This window comes from Streptomyces sp. NPDC058678 (assembly GCF_042714835.1).
Classification (GTDB): Bacteria; Actinomycetota; Actinomycetes; order Streptomycetales; family Streptomycetaceae; genus Streptomyces.
In genome coordinates, this window is the sequence record NZ_JBHXSG010000070.1 from 1 (window position 1) to 17,583 (window position 17,583).

The 17,583-nt window shown below is 70.8% G+C and carries 14 protein-coding genes; 10 read left to right on the forward strand and 4 right to left on the reverse strand.

The features are described from left to right. Nucleotides 1–234 precede the first annotated feature (234 nt). Both ACFWWR_RS40085 and ACFWWR_RS40090 read left to right on the forward strand, forming a co-directional pair. Complete coding sequence (locus tag ACFWWR_RS40085) at nucleotides 235–2,322, forward strand: multicopper oxidase family protein (RefSeq protein WP_383874734.1); 2,088 nt, start codon at nucleotides 235–237, stop codon at nucleotides 2,320–2,322. Then, nucleotides 2,319–3,749, forward strand: coding sequence for an MDR family MFS transporter (locus tag ACFWWR_RS40090; protein WP_384308757.1), 1,431 nt, complete (start codon nucleotides 2,319–2,321; stop codon nucleotides 3,747–3,749). Before ACFWWR_RS40085 ends, ACFWWR_RS40090 begins: the two co-directional genes overlap by 4 nt. Here ACFWWR_RS40090 and ACFWWR_RS40095 read toward each other — a convergent pair. After that, the gene (locus ACFWWR_RS40095; RefSeq protein WP_383874738.1) at nucleotides 3,697–5,184 is read right to left on the reverse strand and encodes a gluconokinase; all 1,488 of its coding nucleotides are present in this window, start codon (nucleotides 5,182–5,184) and stop codon (nucleotides 3,697–3,699) included. The two genes, ACFWWR_RS40090 and ACFWWR_RS40095, sit on opposite strands and share 53 nt — an antisense overlap. Before the next feature lie 344 nt (nucleotides 5,185–5,528). Here ACFWWR_RS40095 and ACFWWR_RS40100 point away from each other — a divergent pair, with 344 nt between their 5' ends. The 7 genes from ACFWWR_RS40100 (at nucleotide 5,529) to ACFWWR_RS40130 (ending at nucleotide 13,710) form a co-directional block, all read left to right on the forward strand. Next, nucleotides 5,529–6,437, forward strand: coding sequence for an NAD(P)-dependent oxidoreductase (locus tag ACFWWR_RS40100; protein ID WP_383874740.1), 909 nt, complete (start codon nucleotides 5,529–5,531; stop codon nucleotides 6,435–6,437). Beyond that, nucleotides 6,434–7,219, forward strand: a complete 786-nt coding sequence (locus tag ACFWWR_RS40105) for an SDR family oxidoreductase (protein WP_383874742.1) — start codon at nucleotides 6,434–6,436, stop codon at nucleotides 7,217–7,219. Before ACFWWR_RS40100 ends, ACFWWR_RS40105 begins: the two co-directional genes overlap by 4 nt. Nucleotides 7,220–7,323: 104 nt before the next feature. Further along, nucleotides 7,324–8,373, forward strand: coding sequence for an L-idonate 5-dehydrogenase (locus tag ACFWWR_RS40110; protein WP_384308760.1), 1,050 nt, complete (start codon nucleotides 7,324–7,326; stop codon nucleotides 8,371–8,373). 194 nt (nucleotides 8,374–8,567) lie between these two features. Then, nucleotides 8,568–9,569: a 2-hydroxyacid dehydrogenase gene (locus ACFWWR_RS40115; RefSeq protein ID WP_384308763.1), complete on the forward strand. Its 1,002-nt coding sequence runs from the start codon at nucleotides 8,568–8,570 to the stop codon at nucleotides 9,567–9,569. A gap of 123 nt (nucleotides 9,570–9,692) precedes the next feature. Next, complete coding sequence (locus ACFWWR_RS40120; RefSeq protein ID WP_384308766.1) at nucleotides 9,693–10,997, forward strand: acetyl-CoA carboxylase biotin carboxylase subunit family protein; 1,305 nt, start codon at nucleotides 9,693–9,695, stop codon at nucleotides 10,995–10,997. Between the two features lie 16 nt (nucleotides 10,998–11,013). Further along, nucleotides 11,014–13,053: a CocE/NonD family hydrolase gene (locus tag ACFWWR_RS40125; RefSeq protein WP_383874750.1), complete on the forward strand. Its 2,040-nt coding sequence runs from the start codon at nucleotides 11,014–11,016 to the stop codon at nucleotides 13,051–13,053. A 117-nt stretch (nucleotides 13,054–13,170) separates the two neighbouring features. Further along, nucleotides 13,171–13,710 (forward strand): hypothetical protein, encoded by a 540-nt coding sequence (locus tag ACFWWR_RS40130; protein ID WP_383874751.1) that lies wholly within the window; start codon nucleotides 13,171–13,173, stop codon nucleotides 13,708–13,710. Between the two features lie 78 nt (nucleotides 13,711–13,788). Here the strand turns inward: ACFWWR_RS40130 and ACFWWR_RS40135 are convergent, their stop codons facing one another. The 3 genes from ACFWWR_RS40135 to ACFWWR_RS40145 form a co-directional block, all read right to left on the reverse strand. Beyond that, nucleotides 13,789–14,376, reverse strand: a complete 588-nt coding sequence (locus tag ACFWWR_RS40135) for a carboxymuconolactone decarboxylase family protein (RefSeq protein ID WP_384308769.1) — start codon at nucleotides 14,374–14,376, stop codon at nucleotides 13,789–13,791. A gap of 213 nt (nucleotides 14,377–14,589) precedes the next feature. Continuing rightward, complete coding sequence (locus ACFWWR_RS40140; protein WP_384308772.1) at nucleotides 14,590–15,459, reverse strand: toll/interleukin-1 receptor domain-containing protein; 870 nt, start codon at nucleotides 15,457–15,459, stop codon at nucleotides 14,590–14,592. Further along, the gene (locus ACFWWR_RS40145) at nucleotides 15,456–15,848 is read right to left on the reverse strand and encodes a toll/interleukin-1 receptor domain-containing protein (RefSeq protein ID WP_383874757.1); all 393 of its coding nucleotides are present in this window, start codon (nucleotides 15,846–15,848) and stop codon (nucleotides 15,456–15,458) included. The genes ACFWWR_RS40140 and ACFWWR_RS40145 overlap by 4 nt, the downstream gene beginning before the upstream one ends. Before the next feature lie 418 nt (nucleotides 15,849–16,266). Here ACFWWR_RS40145 and ACFWWR_RS40150 point away from each other — a divergent pair, with 418 nt between their 5' ends. Then, on the forward strand, nucleotides 16,267–17,490 hold the full coding sequence (locus ACFWWR_RS40150; RefSeq protein WP_384308775.1) for a TolB family protein: 1,224 nt from the start codon (nucleotides 16,267–16,269) through the stop codon (nucleotides 17,488–17,490). The last annotated feature ends 93 nt before the right edge of the window (nucleotides 17,491–17,583 follow it).

Sequence of the window (17,583 nt, forward strand, 5' to 3'; positions counted from 1 at the left end):
CACCCCGCCGGCGCCGCCCGCCCGCCGCCGCGGGCGGGCGGGGTGTACGGCACTTCATCAACACGATCCGGAATCCGGCGACATGGGACCGCCGGCCCGGGAACCCCGCCGGGCCCGGACAGCCCGGCGGAACATCGCCCGGTCCCGAGGTGGATGCCCAGGGGCCGGGCGACCAGGAGCCGCAGCGGCGGACCGCCAGGGGCGGGCGCGTCGCGGCGATGAGTGAAGGACACCATGCACACCCAGGACGGCAACAACCCGACGGGCGTGACCCGTTCGGCGCTCACCCGACGGGGCTTCCTCGCCTCCGCGGCGGCGGGTGCCGCCGTGGCCGCCGCCGACAGCGCTGCGGCACCGACCCCGGCGAGCGCGGCCACCGAGGCCGGAGCCAGGAGCGGGACCGAGTCCGGGGCGGCGCCGCCGGCCGGAACGACCGGCGCACCCGCGGACACGACACACACGACGCGACTCACCGACGACGCGCCCCGCCCCGGCCGGGGCGGACCGGCCGGACCCGCCCCGGCCGCACCCACCTACCGCAGCCTCACCCCGTTCCGTGACCCCCTGCGCATCCCCGGGATCGTCGGGAAGACCCGGGCCGACGGCGTCTCGTACGCCACCGTCCGGATGCGGACGACGACGACCCGCCTGCATTCCCAGCTGCCGCCGACCCCCGTCTGGGCCTACGACGGCCAGGTGACCGGTCCCACCTTCGACGTCCGCCGGGGCGAGAAGCTCCGCGTGACCTGGGCCAACGAACTGTCCGGCGATCTCCCGGTGACGGTCGTCGAGGTGCCCGACGCCACGACGTCGCCCGCGCTCTGGGACCAGCCGGGGCGCGGCGGCGTGAGCGCGCGCGAAGATGTGGCGGCCCTGCGGCCGTGGACGGTGGTCCACCTGCACGGAGCGCTCACCGGCGGCGGCAACGACGGCTGGCCTGAGAACGGTGTGCAGCCGGGCACGTCCCAACTGTCGGAGTACCCCAACGAGCAGCGTGCGGCGGCGCTCTTCTATCACGACCACGCCATGGGCATCACCCGGTGGAACGTGATGGCGGGTCTGTCCGGCATGTACCTGATCCGGGACGAGGAGGAGGACGCCCTCGGCCTTCCCGGTGGGGCGTACGAGGTTCCGCTGATGCTCGCGGACCGCAATCTGGAGACCGACAGCGAGGGCCGTCTCACCGGCCGCCTGCTGCACAAGACGATCGTCGTGCACAGTGAACCCCTCCTGCAGACGCGCGCGTTCACCGGCCCGTTCACCACGGTCAACGGCGTGATCTGGCCGTATCTGCGAGTCGAGCCGCGTTGGTACCGCTTCCGGGTCGTCAACGCCGCCAACACCCGCCAGTACCGGCTGACGCTGACCGACGAGAACGGCCGTGCCGTGCCGGCCGGCAGCGTGTACCAGATCGGCACGGACCACGGACTGCTGACGGAACCGGTGCCGGTGGACCCCGCCGACGGGCTGACACTGGGCTCCGCCGAGCGCGCCGACCTGCTGATCGACTTCTCGGCGTTCCGCGGTCGCCGCCTGCGGCTGACGAACACCAACCCCAATCCCGACCCCGGGCCGTGGCCGCAGGTGATGGAGTTCCGGGTGGACCACCGCCCCGTCCACGACCCCTTCACACTGCCGCGGCGGCTGAGCGACGGCTCCCTCGGGGACGACAGGACCGGCACCCCGGCCGTCCCCCAGCGCCCGACGGAGCGGCTGGTGGTGCTGACGCCCATGGGCCCCGGTCAGGCCCTGTGCTGGGAGATGGAGAAGACCGAGGCGCCGCCGGGTGAGCTGCCGACCGACGGCATCGTGCAGATCAGGGAGGACGACGGCACCCTGACCACGTACCGCCGCGCGGCGGCGGACTTCCACGACCCGGTGCGCTTCTTCGTCCGTACCCGCGGTTGGGAGCGGTGGCGGTTCCTGCACGCGGCGCCGTCGGGCTGGCCGCATCCCATGCACATCCACGCCACGAGTTTCCGGGTGGTCAGCAGGGAGACGTACGACATCAGCGGGTTCACGTCGTTCTCGATGCCGGACGGCGGCATCGGCTGCGGCACCGCCGCCCCGCTGCGCCGGACCGGTGCCGCGGCCGTGCCGCCCGGCGAGCGGGGGTGGAAGGACACGGTGCGGGTCGGAGCGGGTGAACTGGTCACGGTGGACGGCTACTTCGGGGACTCCGCCGGGAAGTTCGTCTACCACTGTCACATGCTCGAACACGAGGACATGGGCATGATGCGGCAGTTCGTCGTCCTCCCCGGGCAGGTCCAGGACATCGGCATGCCGTCGTCGGGACAGCACGGTACGGAGTCGCGCCAGTGAGCGACGGGGGCCGACGGGGGCTGGCGCTGCTTGTCGCCGGGGCCTTCTTCATGGAGTACCTGGACGGCACGATCATCTCGACGGCCGCCCCCGAGATGGCCGCCTCCTTCGGGGTGCGGCCGGCCGACATCGGCGTCGCCATGACGGCGTACTTCGTCGCGCTGGCCGTGTTCATCCCGGTGAGCGGCTGGGCCGCCGACCGTTACGGCGCACGCCGGGTCTTCGTATGGGCGATCGCCGTGTTCACCCTCGCCTCGGTGCTCTGCGCGGCGGCGGGCGGGCTGCCCGAGCTGGTCGTGATGCGCGTCGTGCAGGGCATCGGCGGGGCGATGATGGTGCCCGTCGGCAGGCTGGCGGTGCTGCGCACCACAAGGAAGTCGGATCTGCTGCGGGCGATCGCCTGGCTGACCTGGCCCGGTCTGCTGGCCCCGGTTCTGGCACCGGCACTGGGCGGGCTGTTCACGACGTACGCCTCCTGGCACTGGATCTTCCTGGTGAACGTGCCGCTGGGCGTGCTGGCGCTGCCGCTCGCCCTGCGGCTCGTCCCCGATCTCCGGCGGCCGGAGCGGCCTCGCCTCGACTGGGTGGGCGTCGGGGTCGGCGGGGCAGGGCTGGCGGCGCTGGTGCTGGGCCTGGAGCGGCTCGGGGATGCGCCCGCCGCCTGGGGACCGGGCGCGTCCTGGCTCACCGCGGGAGTGGTCCTCTGTCTGGTGACGGTGCGTCATTTCCGACGCAGCCGGAGTCCGTTGCTCGACCTCGGGGCCCTGAAGGTGGACACCTTCCGGGTGTCGAACGCGGGGGGTGCGCTGTTCCGCGCGGCGATCACCGCGGTTCCGTTCCTGCTGCCGCTGATGTTCCAGGAGGCCTTCGGCTGGAGTGCCGTGACCGCTGGAGTGGTGCTCATCGCGGTGTTCGCCGGCAACGTCGCCGTCAAGCCGCTCACCACCCCGCTGCTGCGCCGTTTCGGCTTCCGTACGGTGCTGCTGGTGAACGGGGTCGCGACGGCGGTGACCTTCGTGCTGTGCGGGCTGCTCGGCCCGCACACCCCGCCGGCCGTGGTGGTGTCCGTGCTGTTCGTGAGCGGTGTGTGCCGGTCCGTCTCGCTCAGCGCGTACGCGACGATCGGCTTCGCCGACATCGAACCGGACCGCACCAGCGACGCCAACGCGCTCTCCAGCACGCTGCAACAGCTCGCCGCCGGCCTCGGAGTCGCCTTCGGCGCCCTCGCACTGGGCGCGGCGGGACCGATCGCACCCCTCCTCGGGCTGGACGGGGCCGCCGCCCCCTACCGGGTGGCGTTCGCGTTGCTCGCCGTGCTTCCCCTGGTCGCGGTCGGGGAGGCCGCACGGCTACGGCGGGACGCCGGGGCGGTGGTCACCGGTGCGGCCCATGCACCTCACGCAGGAGCTGGTACAGCTGTTCGCTGAGTCCGCGGGTCTCCGCCAGCCGCCGTGCCGCCGCCGGATCGGGGGTCACGGTGCGGTGAGCACGCGCGCCGGGCACCGGGGAGGTCAGCGAGGGCAGGGCGCCGAGCGCGTGCCGGGCGAGCAGCGCGGCACCGAAGCCGGAGCCCGCCGTGTCGTCGGTGATCTCCAAGGGCATGTCGAGCGCGGCCGCGACGATCTCCGCCCACAGGGTGGAGCGCAGGGCGCCCCCGGTGGCCCGCACCGAGGTGATCGGGGCGTCGGCGGCGAGCAAGGAGTCGCGTACCAGGGCGAGTTGCTGCCCCACGCCCTCGATCATGGCCCGGGTCATGTGGGCCCTGCCGTGTCCGCGGCGCAGCCCGATCAGGGCGCCGCGCGCGTCCGGGTCCCACCAGGGTGCGCGTTCCCCGAGCAGGTGCGGCAAGGCGATCAGCCCTTCGGCGCCGGGCTCGACCTGGCCCGCCTCCTTCAGCAGGTCGCCCACGTCGACGCCGCCGAAGGACTCGGCCGCCCACTGGGCGACGACTCCGGCGTTGCTGACCGCCCCGCCGAGTACCCACAGCCCGTCCGCGAGGTAGTAGCAGAAGACCCGGCAGCGTTCGTCCACGCCGGGCCGGTCGCGGACGACACGGAGGGCGCCGCTGGTGCCGAGCGACAGCGCGGCGGTGGCAGGCGCGGTGGCTCCGACGGCGAGATTGGCCAACGGGCCGTCCCCGGCGCCCGCCACCACGGGCAGCCCGGCGGGCAGCCCCAGGGCGGCGGCGGCTTCGGGCAGGAGCGTGAACACGGCGGTCGGCGGCACCGGTTCGGGCAGCCGGTCGGCGCTCACCCCGGCGATGTCGAGGGCGGGTCCGTGCCATCGGGTGGTGCGCATGTCCAGCAGGCCGGTGGCGGAGGCGCAGGACAGGTCGGTGACCAGACTGCCGGTGAACCGCGAGAGGACGTAGTCCTTCAGGCCGCACCAGGTGGCCGTACGCCGGACGAGTTCCGGCTCGTGTGCCGTGAACCAGGCGAGTTTGGTGAGCGGGGCCATGGAGTGCACCGGGGTTCCGGTCGCCCGGTGCAGGGCGTCGGCATTCCCTGCCGCCCTCAGACCTCGGGCGATGTCGGCGGCCCGCGTGTCCGCCCAGCTCAGCGCCGGGGTCAGCGGTTCGCCGGAGGAGTCCAGGGCGAGCAGGGTGTGCAGGGCCGCGCTGAAGGACAGGGCGACGACCGTGAGACCGCGCCCGGCGCAGAGACCCGCGCTCTCCCTGACCGCTTCGATCGCTCCGGCCAGCACCGTCTCCGGGTCATGGACGGCCTCCCCGTGCCGCCCGGTGCGCAGGGGCGCGGGACGCTCGACGGTCGAGACCACCCGGTAGGCACCGTCCACCGCGACCACTTTGGTCGCGGTGGTACCCAGGTCGATCCCGAGCACCACCTGGGCCTCGTCCTTCATCACCGTCTCCGTCTCCGTTTCCGTGACTGTCCCGACTCGGTGTGCTGTTCCGTGGGTGCGGATGGATGCCGGCCCCGCGCCCAGGGGCAGGGGGGCAGGGCGTGGGGCCGGCTGTCTCGGAGCCCGCCGTCTCGCGCCGGGGCCGCAGAAGGGCGGCCGGATCGCTCAGCGGGCGTGGTAACAGGCCGTACATCCGCGGATGCCCAGGACCGTAACAGCATGCAGGACTCAAGCCAATATGCTGCACACACAATCATGCTTATCACCGGACAGTTGCACTGCTTCAACATCGTGGTTCAGTATATTGTTCCGAGTACAGCATTTGGTTCAGAAGGTAGGTCAAAGTGTCAGGTCATCCGGAGGTGGGAGTCGCCGGCCTCGGAGTCATGGGTTCGGCCATCGCCCGCCGACTGCTGCGGCGTGAACGCACCGTGCGGGTCTACGACGTCCGGCAGGACGCGGTGGCGGAGCTCGCCAGGGACGGGGCGGCCCCGGCGGACTCGGCGGCGCAGCTCGCCTCGTCGTCCGTGGTGATCCTCTCCCTCAACACCGCCGACATCGTCGAGCAGGTGGTCTTCGGCCCCGACGGGGTCCTGACCGCTGCACCCGAGGGCGTACTCGTCATCGACATGTCCAGCATCGACCCCGGACGCACCCGCGACCTCGCCGAACGCGCGGCGAAGCTCGGCGCCGGCTGGGTCGACGCTCCTCTGTCGGGCGGCGCGCCGGGCGCGGAACGCGGCGAGCTCACGCTGATGCTCGGCGGCGAGGACGACCAGGTGGAACGGGCGCTGCCCGTGCTCGGCGCCCTTTCCTCCCAGCTCACCCACCTCGGCCCGGCCGGCTCGGGACAGCTGGTCAAGTCCGTCAACCAGGTCCTGGTCGGCTGCGGATTCGCCGCCCTCGCCGAAGCCGCCGCGCTGATCCGGGCAGCCGGTCTGCCACCACTGCAGGTACAGGCGGCGCTCACCGGAGGCAGGGCCGACTCGGCACTGCTCCAGGAGTTCTTCGTGAAGTTCGCCGAGCTCGACCTCACGCCCACCGGACGGGTCAGCAACATGGTCAAGGACCTGGAGGCGGCCCGGGACTACGCGCGCTCGGAAGGAGTGCCACTGCCGGTCACCACCGCCGTCTCCGAACTCCACCGCTGGCTGGCCGCGGCCGGCCACGGCGACGCCGACAACGCAGCGCTCATGCACTACTACGGAACCGGAACCGGAACCGGAATCGGTCCGGCGGGAGGCCAGTCATGACGGTTTCAGCCAAGGGTCCTTCCCTGTTCGACCTCTCCGGGCGGCTGGCCCTGGTCACCGGCTCCAGCAAGGGCATCGGATTCGCCCTGGCCGCGGGACTGGCCGAGGCGGGCGCCGAACTCGTCCTCAACGGCCGCGATCCCGAGGTCCTGGAACGCGCGCGTGCCGAACTCGCCGAACGCACCGGGACGAAGGTGCACGCCGTGCCCTTCGACGTCACCGACGAGACGGCCGTACAGACGGCGGTCCGGGAGATCGAGAACGGGATCGGCCCGTTGGACATCCTGGTCAACAACACCGGCGTACAGCACCGCGAACCACTCCTCCAGGTCTCCGCCGACAACTTCGAACGGGTCCTGCACACCAACCTCACCAGCGCCTTCCTCGTCGGCCGCACGGTGGCCGCGGGCATGGTCGGACGCGGCCACGGAAAGATCGTCAACATCTGTTCCGTACAGACCTGGCTCGCCCGGCCGGGGATCGCCGCCTACGCGGCCTCCAAGGGGGGCCTCGCGATGCTGACCCGGGGCATGTGCGCGGAGTGGGCCGGATCGGGGCTGAGCGTCAACGGCCTGGCACCCGGCTATGTCGTCACCGAACTGACCCGCCCCCTGGTCGACGACCCCGCGTTCGACTCCTGGATCCGGGGCCGCACCCCGGCCGGGCGCTGGGCCTCCGTCGAGGATCTCGTCGGCACGCTGGTGTGGCTCGCCGCCCCCGCGTCGGACTTCGTCAACGGCCAGGTGATCGCCGTGGACGGCGGCCTGACCGCGGTCATCTGAGAAGGACCGAGGACATGAACTCATCACACACGTCGAGCTCGAACTCACCGAACCCGAACTCACCGAACCCATCGAAGTCGTCGAACTCGTCGAACTCGTCCACGATGCGAGCAGTCGTGGCCCACGGGGCGGGCGACCTGCGCCTGGAGGAGCGGCCGGTGCCGGAGCCCGGCCCCGGCGAGGTGGCCGTCGACATCCGCTACGGCGGGATCTGCGGCTCCGACCTGCACTACTGGCGGCACGGCGCGGTCGGCGAGTTCCGGCTGCGCGAACCACTGGTCCTCGGCCACGAGATCGTCGGCCTGGTACGCGCGGCGGGCCCCGGCACGCAGGCCCCGCCGCCCGGGACCCCGGTGGCCGTGCACCCCTTGGCCTCCTGCGGCGCGTGTCGACAGTGCGCAGCGGGGCGTCGCAATACCTGCCTGGACACCGGCTATCTCGGCAGCGCCGCCCGGAACCCCCACGTCCAGGGCGGATTCGCCGATGTCCTGGTGGTGCCGGCGGAACGGGTCCTGCCCCTGCCCGACGGCCTCGACCTGCGGCTGGCCGCGGTCGCCGAGCCTGCGGCGGTCGCCTGGCACGCGGTACGGCAGGCCGGCGACGTACGCGGCAAGCGGGTCCTGGTCACCGGCGCCGGACCGATCGGCTGCCTGGTGGTCGCTGCCCTGCGCGCCGCCGGAGCCGGTGAGATCACCGTGACCGATGTGCACGAGGCGCCGCTGGCCGTCGCCAAGCAGGTGGGCGCCGACGCGACCGTACGGATCGGCGGCCCCTCCAGTGCCGGGGACGGACTGGAGGGACTGGCGGCGGACATCGCCATCGAGTCCTCGGGCAACCCCGCCGGGCTGCGCACCTGCGTGTACGGAGTGGACCGGGGCGGTCTGGTGGTGGGCCTCGGCCTGCTCCCGCCCGGGGACACCCCGGTCGCCGCGAACGCGGTGATCACACGGGAGCTACGGCTGGTCGGCTCCTTCCGCTTCGACACCGAGCTCGGCGAGGTGCTCGAGGCCCTGGCCGACGGCCGCCTCCCCGTCGACCCGGTGGTGACCTCCGTACTCCCCGTGGCGAGCGCCGGCGAGGCGTTCGAACTGGCAGCCGACCCGGCGCGCTCCTGCAAGGTGCTCCTCGACTTCGCGGATCCGACGACGGCCTGAAAGCGGGGCAGGTACGGGTCGGCCGGCGGGAAGTGACGGCAGGCGGGCCCGTCGCCCGACCAGTGGCCACCCTCCCGCGCCGGTTCCACGCCGCGGTCGGGTGAGGCGAGCCGGCGCCCTGTCCCGCCGGCCGCCCTTCGCCCGCCGGCCGCCCCTTCTACCGTCACCGCCCCTTCCGACCCAGGGAGTTCAGCATGTCCGACACCCCTGTCCCCCGTCCGCGCGTCGCCGTCAGCCGCGCCGGCCTGCCAGGCACCGCCGTGGGGCGGCTCGCCTCGCGGTACGACGTCACCGCGTGGGAGGGGACGGCACCGCCCACCTCCGCCGAGCTGGGCGCGCTGGTCCAGGGCTGCGAGGGGCTGCTCGTGCTCGGCAGCGACCGGGTGGACGCCGCCCTGCTGGACGCGGCCGGCCCCGGCCTCCGTGTCGTGGCACTGGCGTCGATGGGTTACGACGGCGTGGACGTCGACGCCGCCGCCGCGCGCGGTGTGGTGGTCACCCACACCCCCGACGTACTCGCCGACACCACCGCCGACGTGGCGATGGCACTGATCCTGATGGCGCGGCGGCGCCTCGGCGCCAGCATGGACGCGTTGCGGCGCGGCGAGTGGGGCGCCTTCCGGATGGACGCCTTCCTGGGGCTGGACGTACAGGGCGCGACACTCGGACTGATCGGCTACGGACAGATCGCCAAGGCCGTCGCCCGCCGGGCGGCCGGCTTCGGGATGCGCATCCAGCACCACCATCCGCGCCGCAAGGAGGACGACGAGCTGTCCCGCTGGGTCACCTTTGACGAACTGCTGCGGAGCAGCGACGTGGTGTCCGTGCACACTCCGCTGACGCCCGAGACCACCGGCATGATCGGCGCACCGGAGCTCGCGCTGATGAAGCCGACGGCGACGCTCGTCAACACCGGACGGGGCGGAGTCGTCGACGAGGCGGCTTTGCTCACCGCGCTGCGCGACGGGAGCCTGCACTCCGCTGGGCTGGACGTGATGACGAACGAGCCGCGAACGGACCCGTCCGATCCGTTGTTCGCCGAACCGCACCTGGTGGTGCTGCCGCACGTGGGCTCGGCAACGGAGGCGACACGCGCGGCGATGGTGGAGCTGGCGGCACGCAACATCGAGGCCGTACTGGACGGCGACAGGGCGCCGACTCCGCTGCCGGGGACCAGCGGGCGGCCCGCGCGATGAACAGAGCGACCCGGCTCGTCGCCTGTCGGTGGTGAGGGGACCCGAGGGCAGGGGGTTGGCCGTGCACCTCACGGGTACTCCGACGATCTTCCGATACGAGCCGCGAGGAAGAGGAAGGTGCCGGTGCCTGAGAAGAACGTGAACGATACGAAGAACGTCTTTGTGATCGGCCTCGACGAGGCCAACCTGCCGACACTCCAGGCGGTGCCGGGTGCGAAGTCACTGCGTTACCACCCCTTGCTGTCGACGGAGGAACTGCAGGGCGGCGAGGTGTCGGTGCCGGAACTGATCGACAAGGCGCAGGGGGTGCTGGACGCCTTCGACGGAAGCATCGACGCGATCGTCGGCTACTGGGACTTCCCGGTCAGCACCCTCGTCCCCATCCTCAGCGAGCGCTACGGCACCCGCAGCACCAGCCTGGAGTCGGTGGTCAAGTGCGAGCACAAGTACTGGAGTCGACTCGAACAGCAGAAGGCCACCGACAGGATTCCGCGGTTCGGCAAGGTCGATCTGGAGTCTGACGACCCGCGCCCTCCCGAGGGCGTGCGGTTCCCCATGTGGCTCAAGCCCGCCCTCTCGTACTCCTCCGAACTCGCCTTCGGTGTCAAGGACATGGACGAGTTCCGGGCCGCCGTGGCCGAGATCCGTGAGGGCATCGCCCGGGTCGGCCGGCCCTTCGAGTACATCCTCGACCGGATCGAGTTGCCGCCCGAGATGGACGGCGTCGGCGGCCAGGTCTGCCTCGCCGAGGAAGCGATGTCAGGGATCCAGGTCGCCGTCGAGGGCTATGTGCATCAGGGCGAGGTGACCGTCTACGGCACCTTGGACTCCATCAACTACCCCGACACCTCCTGCTTCCTGCGCCACCAGTACCCCTCGACGCTGCCGCCGCCGGTGATCGACCAGCTCCGCGACGTCACCGAGCGTGTGATGCGCCGGATCGGCTTCGACTCGGCCACCTTCAGCGTGGAGTACTTCTACGACCCGCAGACCCAGGAGGTCAGTCTCCTGGAGATCAACCCCCGGCACTCCCAGTCCCACGCCGAACTGTTCCAGTACGTCGACGGCGTACCGAACCACCACTGCATGGTCAGCCTCGCCCTCGGCGACGACCCGCACATGCCGCATGGTGAGGGCCCGTACGCGATGGCCGCGAAGTGGTACTACCGCTGGTTCACCGACGGTGTGGTGAGCCATGTGCCCTCGCCCGAGGACATCGCCCGCATCGAGCGTGAGACCGACGGCCTGCGCGTGGACGTCACGCCCCACGAGGGGCAGCCGCTGTCGGGTCTGTCCCAACAGGACAGCTACAGCTTCGAGTTGGCCCACGTCTTCACCGGCGGCAGCAGCGAGGAGGAGCTGCGGGAGAAGTACGACCACTGCGTGGCCGCACTGGGATTCACCTTCGACGAGAGCCCGCAAGAGTAAGGAGCGCGTCGGCCTTATGCGTTACGTGACCAACCTGCCGTACGCCACGAAGGAAGAGGAGCACGTCAGCATCCCCATGCCCGACGGCGTACAGCTGTCGGCACGCGTCTGGCGTCCCACGTCCTCGGACAACGAGCCCGTGCCCGCGGTGCTGGAGTACATCCCCTACCGCAAACGCGATCTCACGTCCGTACGGGACTCCATCCACCACCCGTACATCGCCGGGCACGGCTATGCCTGCGTCCGCGTCGACGTGCGCGGCACCGGTGACTCGGAGGGGGTGCTGAAGGACGAGTACCTGGAACAGGAACAGGCCGACGCCGAAGAGGTCCTCGCCTGGCTGGCCGAGCAGCCCTGGTGCGACGGCACCACCGGCATGATGGGCATCTCCTGGGGTGCCTTCGCCGCTCTCCAGGTGGCCGCCCGGCGGCCGCCGAGCCTGCGCGCCATCGCCATCGCGTCCTTCACCGACGACCGGCACGCCGACGACATGCACTACATGGGCGGGGCCATGCTCTCGGACAACCTCGCCGAGGCGGGCACCATGTTCGCCTACGCCACCTGTCCGCCCGACCCCGCGGTGGTCGGCGACCGCTGGCGCGACATGTGGCACGAGCGCCTGGACAACACCGGCCCCTGGGTCCTTCCATGGCTGCGCCACCAGCGCCGCGACGACTACTGGCGCCACGCCTCGATCTCCGAGAACTACCAGGACGTGCGCTGTCCCGTCCTCGCCTCCAGCGGCTGGGCGGACGGCTACTCCAACGCCGTGACCCGCCTGCTCGGCAACCTGGACGTGCCCCGCAAGGGACTGATCGGCCCTTGGTCGCACAAGTTCCCCCACCTCGGAGAACCCGGACCGGCCATCGGCTACCTCCAGGAGGTGGTGCGGTGGTGGGACCACTGGCTCAAGGGCGTCGACAACGGCGTCATGGACGGCCCCATGCTGCAGACGTGGATGCAGGACAGCGTTCCGCCGTCCACGTCGTACGAGGAGCGGCCGGGTCGTTGGGTCGCGGAACCCACGTGGCCGTCTCCACAGATTCACCCGGTCACGTACCCGCTGACCCGGCACCGGATCGGCTCTCCGGGCGAGGACCGGGCGGTCGGCGAAGGGGACGGCGCCGCGATGACGGTGCGCTCGCCTCTGTCGGTCGGCCAGTTCGCGGGCAAGTGGGCCTCGTACAACGCACCGCCGGACCTGCCCTACGACCAGCGGGAGGAGGACGGCGGCTCACTTGTCTTCGAGACCGAGCCCCTGACCGAACGGCTGGAGATCCTGGGCTCGCCGGCCGTGGAACTCGACATCTCGGCCGACGAGCCGGTCGCGATGGTGGCCGCGCGCCTGTCCGACGTGAGCCCTGACGGTGCCGCCACCCGTGTGACGTACGGTCTGCTCAATCTCACCCGGCGGGACAGCACCGAGGACCCCGAGCCGCTGGAGCCGGGCCGGCGCTACCGCGCGACCGTCCACCTCAACGGAGTGGCGCAGGCGTTCCCGCCCGGACACCGCATCCGCCTCTCCCTGTCCACGTCGTACTGGCCGCTCGCCTGGCCGCCGCCCAAACCGGCCTTGCTGAGCGTCCACGAGGGCTCCAGCACCCTCACGCTCCCCGTCCGCCCGACGGACGAACCCGGCGAGGTGCCCGCCAAGCCGTTTGAGGAGCCCGAAGGAACGCCGCCCCTGGCCGTGTCCCGGCTGACGCCCCCGGAGCAGCGTTGGGACGTGAAACGGGACCTGATCGGCTATCACGCCGAACTGGAGATCGTGAAGGACCAGGGTCTGGTCCGCTTCGACGAGATCGGCCTCGATGCCGGCCGTCGCGCCTACGAGCGCTACGCGACCGTTGCCGACGACTTCACGTCGGTCCGCGGCGAGTCCACGTGGACCATGCGGTTCCGACGCGAGGACTGGGACGTTCGCGTGGTGACGCACACCCGGCTCAGTTGCGACGAGCAGGACTTCTTCGTGGACGCCACCCTCGACGGTTACGAGGGTGACCGCCGGGTGTTCTCCCGCACGTGGAACGAGACGGTGCCGCGCGACCTGCTTTAGGCCGGTGGTCCTGAAGCGTGTGCACGCGGCGGCTGGGAACGATGCCAATAGGCCGGTCCTGACGGGGTATTCGGGAAACGACAGCGGTGTCACGTCGATTCCGAGGAGGTACGTGCCATGCGCGCCTTGAAGCGCTGGCTCGAACGCAGTCTGACCGCTCAGGCGATCCTGCTCTTCCCGTTGGCGGTGGGTGTCGCCGCCCTGTTCCGCCGGAACGAACATCCGGTCCTGTGGGTGATCCACGGCACGGTCTACGCCACCATCGTCATCGCGTGCCTGGCCGTGCAGCGTCGCAAAGTCGGCCGCGCGGTCGGCACCGACCCCGGAGGCATAGCCGATCTCAACCGTAAGATCCGGCACCGCGAGGTACCGAGGGATCCCGAGGAGCAGGCGACCATGCGACGGCTGGTCGCCGAGCAACTGGGGCGGATGGAGCGGGGAGGGCGGTGGCTGCCGTACTGGCTGGGCCTGATGGGCCTGATCGCGGTCGGCATGCTCGCTCTCGGGGTGGCCACCGGCTCATTGGTCTTTCCCTTGGTCTTCGCGGTCGCCGTGGCGGGATTCTGTTTCTGGGTGATCCGGATGCGGCGCCTCGCCATGGACCGTCATCGCTACATGCGCTCAGCCCTGCAGGGCCAGCGCGAACGGGTGTCGTGAGATCTCGGCACCGGGACGACGCATCATGGCCAACCGCCCAGAGCCCGCCTGCGCCCGGACGCCCACGGACGTATGCCGTCAGCGCATGGGAGGCAGTCCGGGCTCCGGCTGGACCTGCAGGGAGTTCAGAGTGAACGCCAGCAGGTGGTAGTGGCCCACCAGCATCGGCAGTTCGATCAGCTGACGCTCCGTCAGGTGCTTGGTCAGCCCTTCCCACGTGGGCCGGCTGATCCGTGCCCCGGAGCGCAACTCGTCCGTCGCCCGCAGCAGCAGCGACTGCCGTTCCGTCCAACCCTCCGCGTCGGGACCTGCCGCCACGCGATCCATGTCGTCCGGTGACAACCCGGCCTTCTCGGCGATCCTCACATGCTGGCCCCACTCGTAGGGCGAACCGCAGTTGCGCGCCACCCGGAGGATCACCAACTCGCGGTCAGCGAAGGGAAGTTCGCCCCCGAGCAGTAGTTGGCTGCTGAACGGGAGCCAGGCGGCGAACAACTCCGGATGACGGGCAAACGTGGCGAAGACATGTGCCTCGCCGAGCGAAGACACGCCGAGCCCGAGTGAGCCGATGTCGGCGGACAACGTCTCCCGCACGGACTCGTCCCACTCCTCGGCAGGCTGCGGAGGAATCCTGGGCGCGGCGGGCGTCAGCGGCGACTCGGGCACGCGGCCACGCTACGCCACCCGCGGGCCGGAGGAAACGCCGACGACAAGCCACCTTGCAGCGGCGCCGAGGGCAGGCGCGTGACCGCCTGCCCGGAGTGCCGGGGCGCCAGGGCCGTTGCCCCGAGTCCGGCGACCGTCATAGATGGGAGTCCGTCGCCGCCCGACGCGGCACACGAGAAGTCCCGCACCGCCATCGAGGTCGGCCGCGCCGTCTCACAAGGCCGCCGGCCCGCCCTCTGGCAGTGGGTCTGCCCCGATCGTCGCGCCGACCACCGTCATCGCCTCGGCGTCGAGATCCCGCAACGCGCCCAGGATCAGGCCGAGGTGGTCGCAGACCTCGCGTACGGCGGCTTCCGAGTAGAAACGGCGTCTCCTGACCTCGTTCACCGCCTGGGCGGCTTGGATGATCGGACCCGAACGGCGACCGGCGTCGTGGAGAGTAGCGATCAGTCGCGCGAGGGCGGAGCACTGGGTGTCGACCCCGATGTCACCGAAGCTGATCTTCCACGCCCAGTAGTGCGGCCCCCTGTCCCACGTGTTGTCAAAGTACTGCTGGTAGGACAGAGCCGTGTCCAGGAGGTGGTAGGCCTCTTGGATCAGCTCCCGGTGGGGCTGCATCCGGGACCGGTTGGTGATCCACCACGACACCTGTCGATGGTCGGAAAGCAGGGGTTCCATACCGAGCGACCGCAGAAGCTCGAGCATCTCGCGGCGGTACACCTGCGGGTCTCGCCACTCACGCAGGTCGGCGTAGCGAAGGTGCGCGATTCCCAGCGGGGGCTGCGTGTCGTCGATCAGTACGGGAAGGATCCGGTAGCCGTCCTGGCTACGTTGCCGGGTCTTGGCCACGGTCAGCTCCTCGGCGACCCACTTCGAGCCCGCCGAGTTCGCGGAGATCAGATAGAGGAGGTCGGTCGACGACTCCAGTCCCCGGTAGACCTCCTGGGTGATGGAGTCACCCACCAGGATGTCTCGCTGGTCCAGGAAGGTCCGGGCACCGGCCACCTGCAGGCTGGCATCCAGCATGCGAGCGACCTCGCCGTCCTTCTGGTTGTAGCTGATGAAGATCCGTCGGTCCGTCATCGCGGCCCCAGTGCGGCACACAGCTCCTGGACGCCGGAATCCCAGTCGGCGGTCAGATCCGCGTACTTGACGTCGGCGAGGATGGCCGGAGCGGTGCCACCGGAGAGTCGAACCGGGAGGATCCTCACCTCTTCGCTCTGCAACTGGCGGGCCAGCGCCGACATCCACTCGCGGCCCATCCAGGGGCTGTCCACACCAGCCTCGGAGTAACACAGCACCAGGAACCGCGAGGCTTCGAGCCCCTCCGCCATCCTCTGCACGATCGAGTCCCCCAGCCCGATCTCCCATTCGTCCAGCCACACCGTGTGACCGGCCGAACGGATCTGAGCCGCGAGCTTCTCGGCCAACTCCGCATCGACAACGCGATGACTCACGAACACGGACGCCATACCGGCCACCTCCCCGTGCATCCTAGGGCCCACTGCCCATCGACAAGTGGCGGACGGAGGGCAGCAGTTGAGCCCGGAGGTGGGAGACCGCGGTGCTGCGGGGGGCCGTGTTCGCCGAGACATCGCCCTGATCCCCGGGGGGACTGCTCATCTGGTCACCACGTACCGATTCCACCCGCTCGACGGCACGATCGCCTTCGACACGGCTCCTGACCTTCGCGCCGGACCGACCACGGCCCGGGCTTCGGGGTCCGGCTGGATTCGCCGTGGAATCGGGTCCACCCGTACGGATGCATTGACCCCTGGCAGGCGGCGCGCTTTCATCGCGTGCACCTCGTGAGCCCTCTGCGCAGGGCCGGGGCACGGGATCACAGAGGGACGGCTGCGGCCCGTCCCCGGCCGAAGGGGGAACCACCTGATGAGACCTTCCTTACGCATCTCCATGACCGCCGCCCTGGCGGTCGCCCTCACCTGTCTCGCCTGGCCTGCGGGGGCGGCGAGCGACGATCAGGTCCCGCGTACCGAACGGATCAGTGTGGCCCCCGACGGCACCGGCGGCAACGGCCACTCGGTGGACCCGGTGGTCAGCGCGGACGGACACGTCGTGGCCTTCCAGTCGTCGGCTACCAATCTGGTGACCGACACGGACGTGCGGAACAGCGTCTTCTACCGCACGGCTCCCGGCGCACCGCTGCAACGTGTGGTGGTGCCGGGCGAGACCACGTCGACGCCCCAACTTTCCGAGTCGGGGCGCTACCTGACCTTCAACTCGTACTCGGCCGCGACCGGGACGTCCTCCGTGCAGGTGATGGACCTGCACACCGGGCGCATCGAACGCCTGGCGCCGACGATGGACGAGGGCTACCGCGTGTCGTACGGCATCGCCCCGATCAGTGCGAGTGGACGGTACGTCGCCTTCGTCGCCCGGCCCACCGTCGACGAGAACGGCGCGTTCTCCTGCCGGGTCATGCTCCTGGACCGTCGGACGCAGCACGTGCGGCGGGTCAGCCGGCCCTCGGACGGATCGAAGAACTTCCACCAGTGCCAACAGATCTCCATGAGCGCCGACGGCCGCAAGGTCGCCTACCTGGAGGGCTACTCCGGGCCCGCCGCCGGCGACCAGGGAGACATCCTGGTGTACGACCGGGTGACCGGACGGACCGTGCAGGCCGATGGCACTCCTGACGACGCGCCGGCCGACATGTCGGCCATTGCCCCGGTGCTCAGCGCCGACGGCTCCAAGGTCGGTTTCAACTCGCAGGCCACCAACCTGGTCCCGGAAGCCGACGCGAACAACGGCTGGAACGCCTTCGTCCGTGATCTGCGCACCGGCACCCTCCGGCGGTACGACGGCCACTCCCCGGCGGATCTCACCCTGGTGTCGGACCTGTCGGTCAACGGCTCGAAGCTGCTCCTGAACACGGCGGACGCGGACCGCAGGACGCTGGGGCTGATCCTGCGCGATCTGCGCACCGGCCACGAGGAGTTGCTGTCACCGGGAGAGGACGGCAAGCCCGTCACCGTGGGGCGAGCCGCACTGAGCGCGGACGAGTCGTCGGCCGTCTTCGACTCCTACTATCCCGGCCTGGTTCCCGAAGACACGAATCTGATCGGGGACGTGTTCGTCCGCACCTTGCGCTGAGCCGACCCGCCTCAAGGGTGGCGGCAACGGCAGCGTCCTCGGCCGATCCGCGGTACCTCCACTGGTACCGCGAACCGGTCCGGCCGGCCTGTC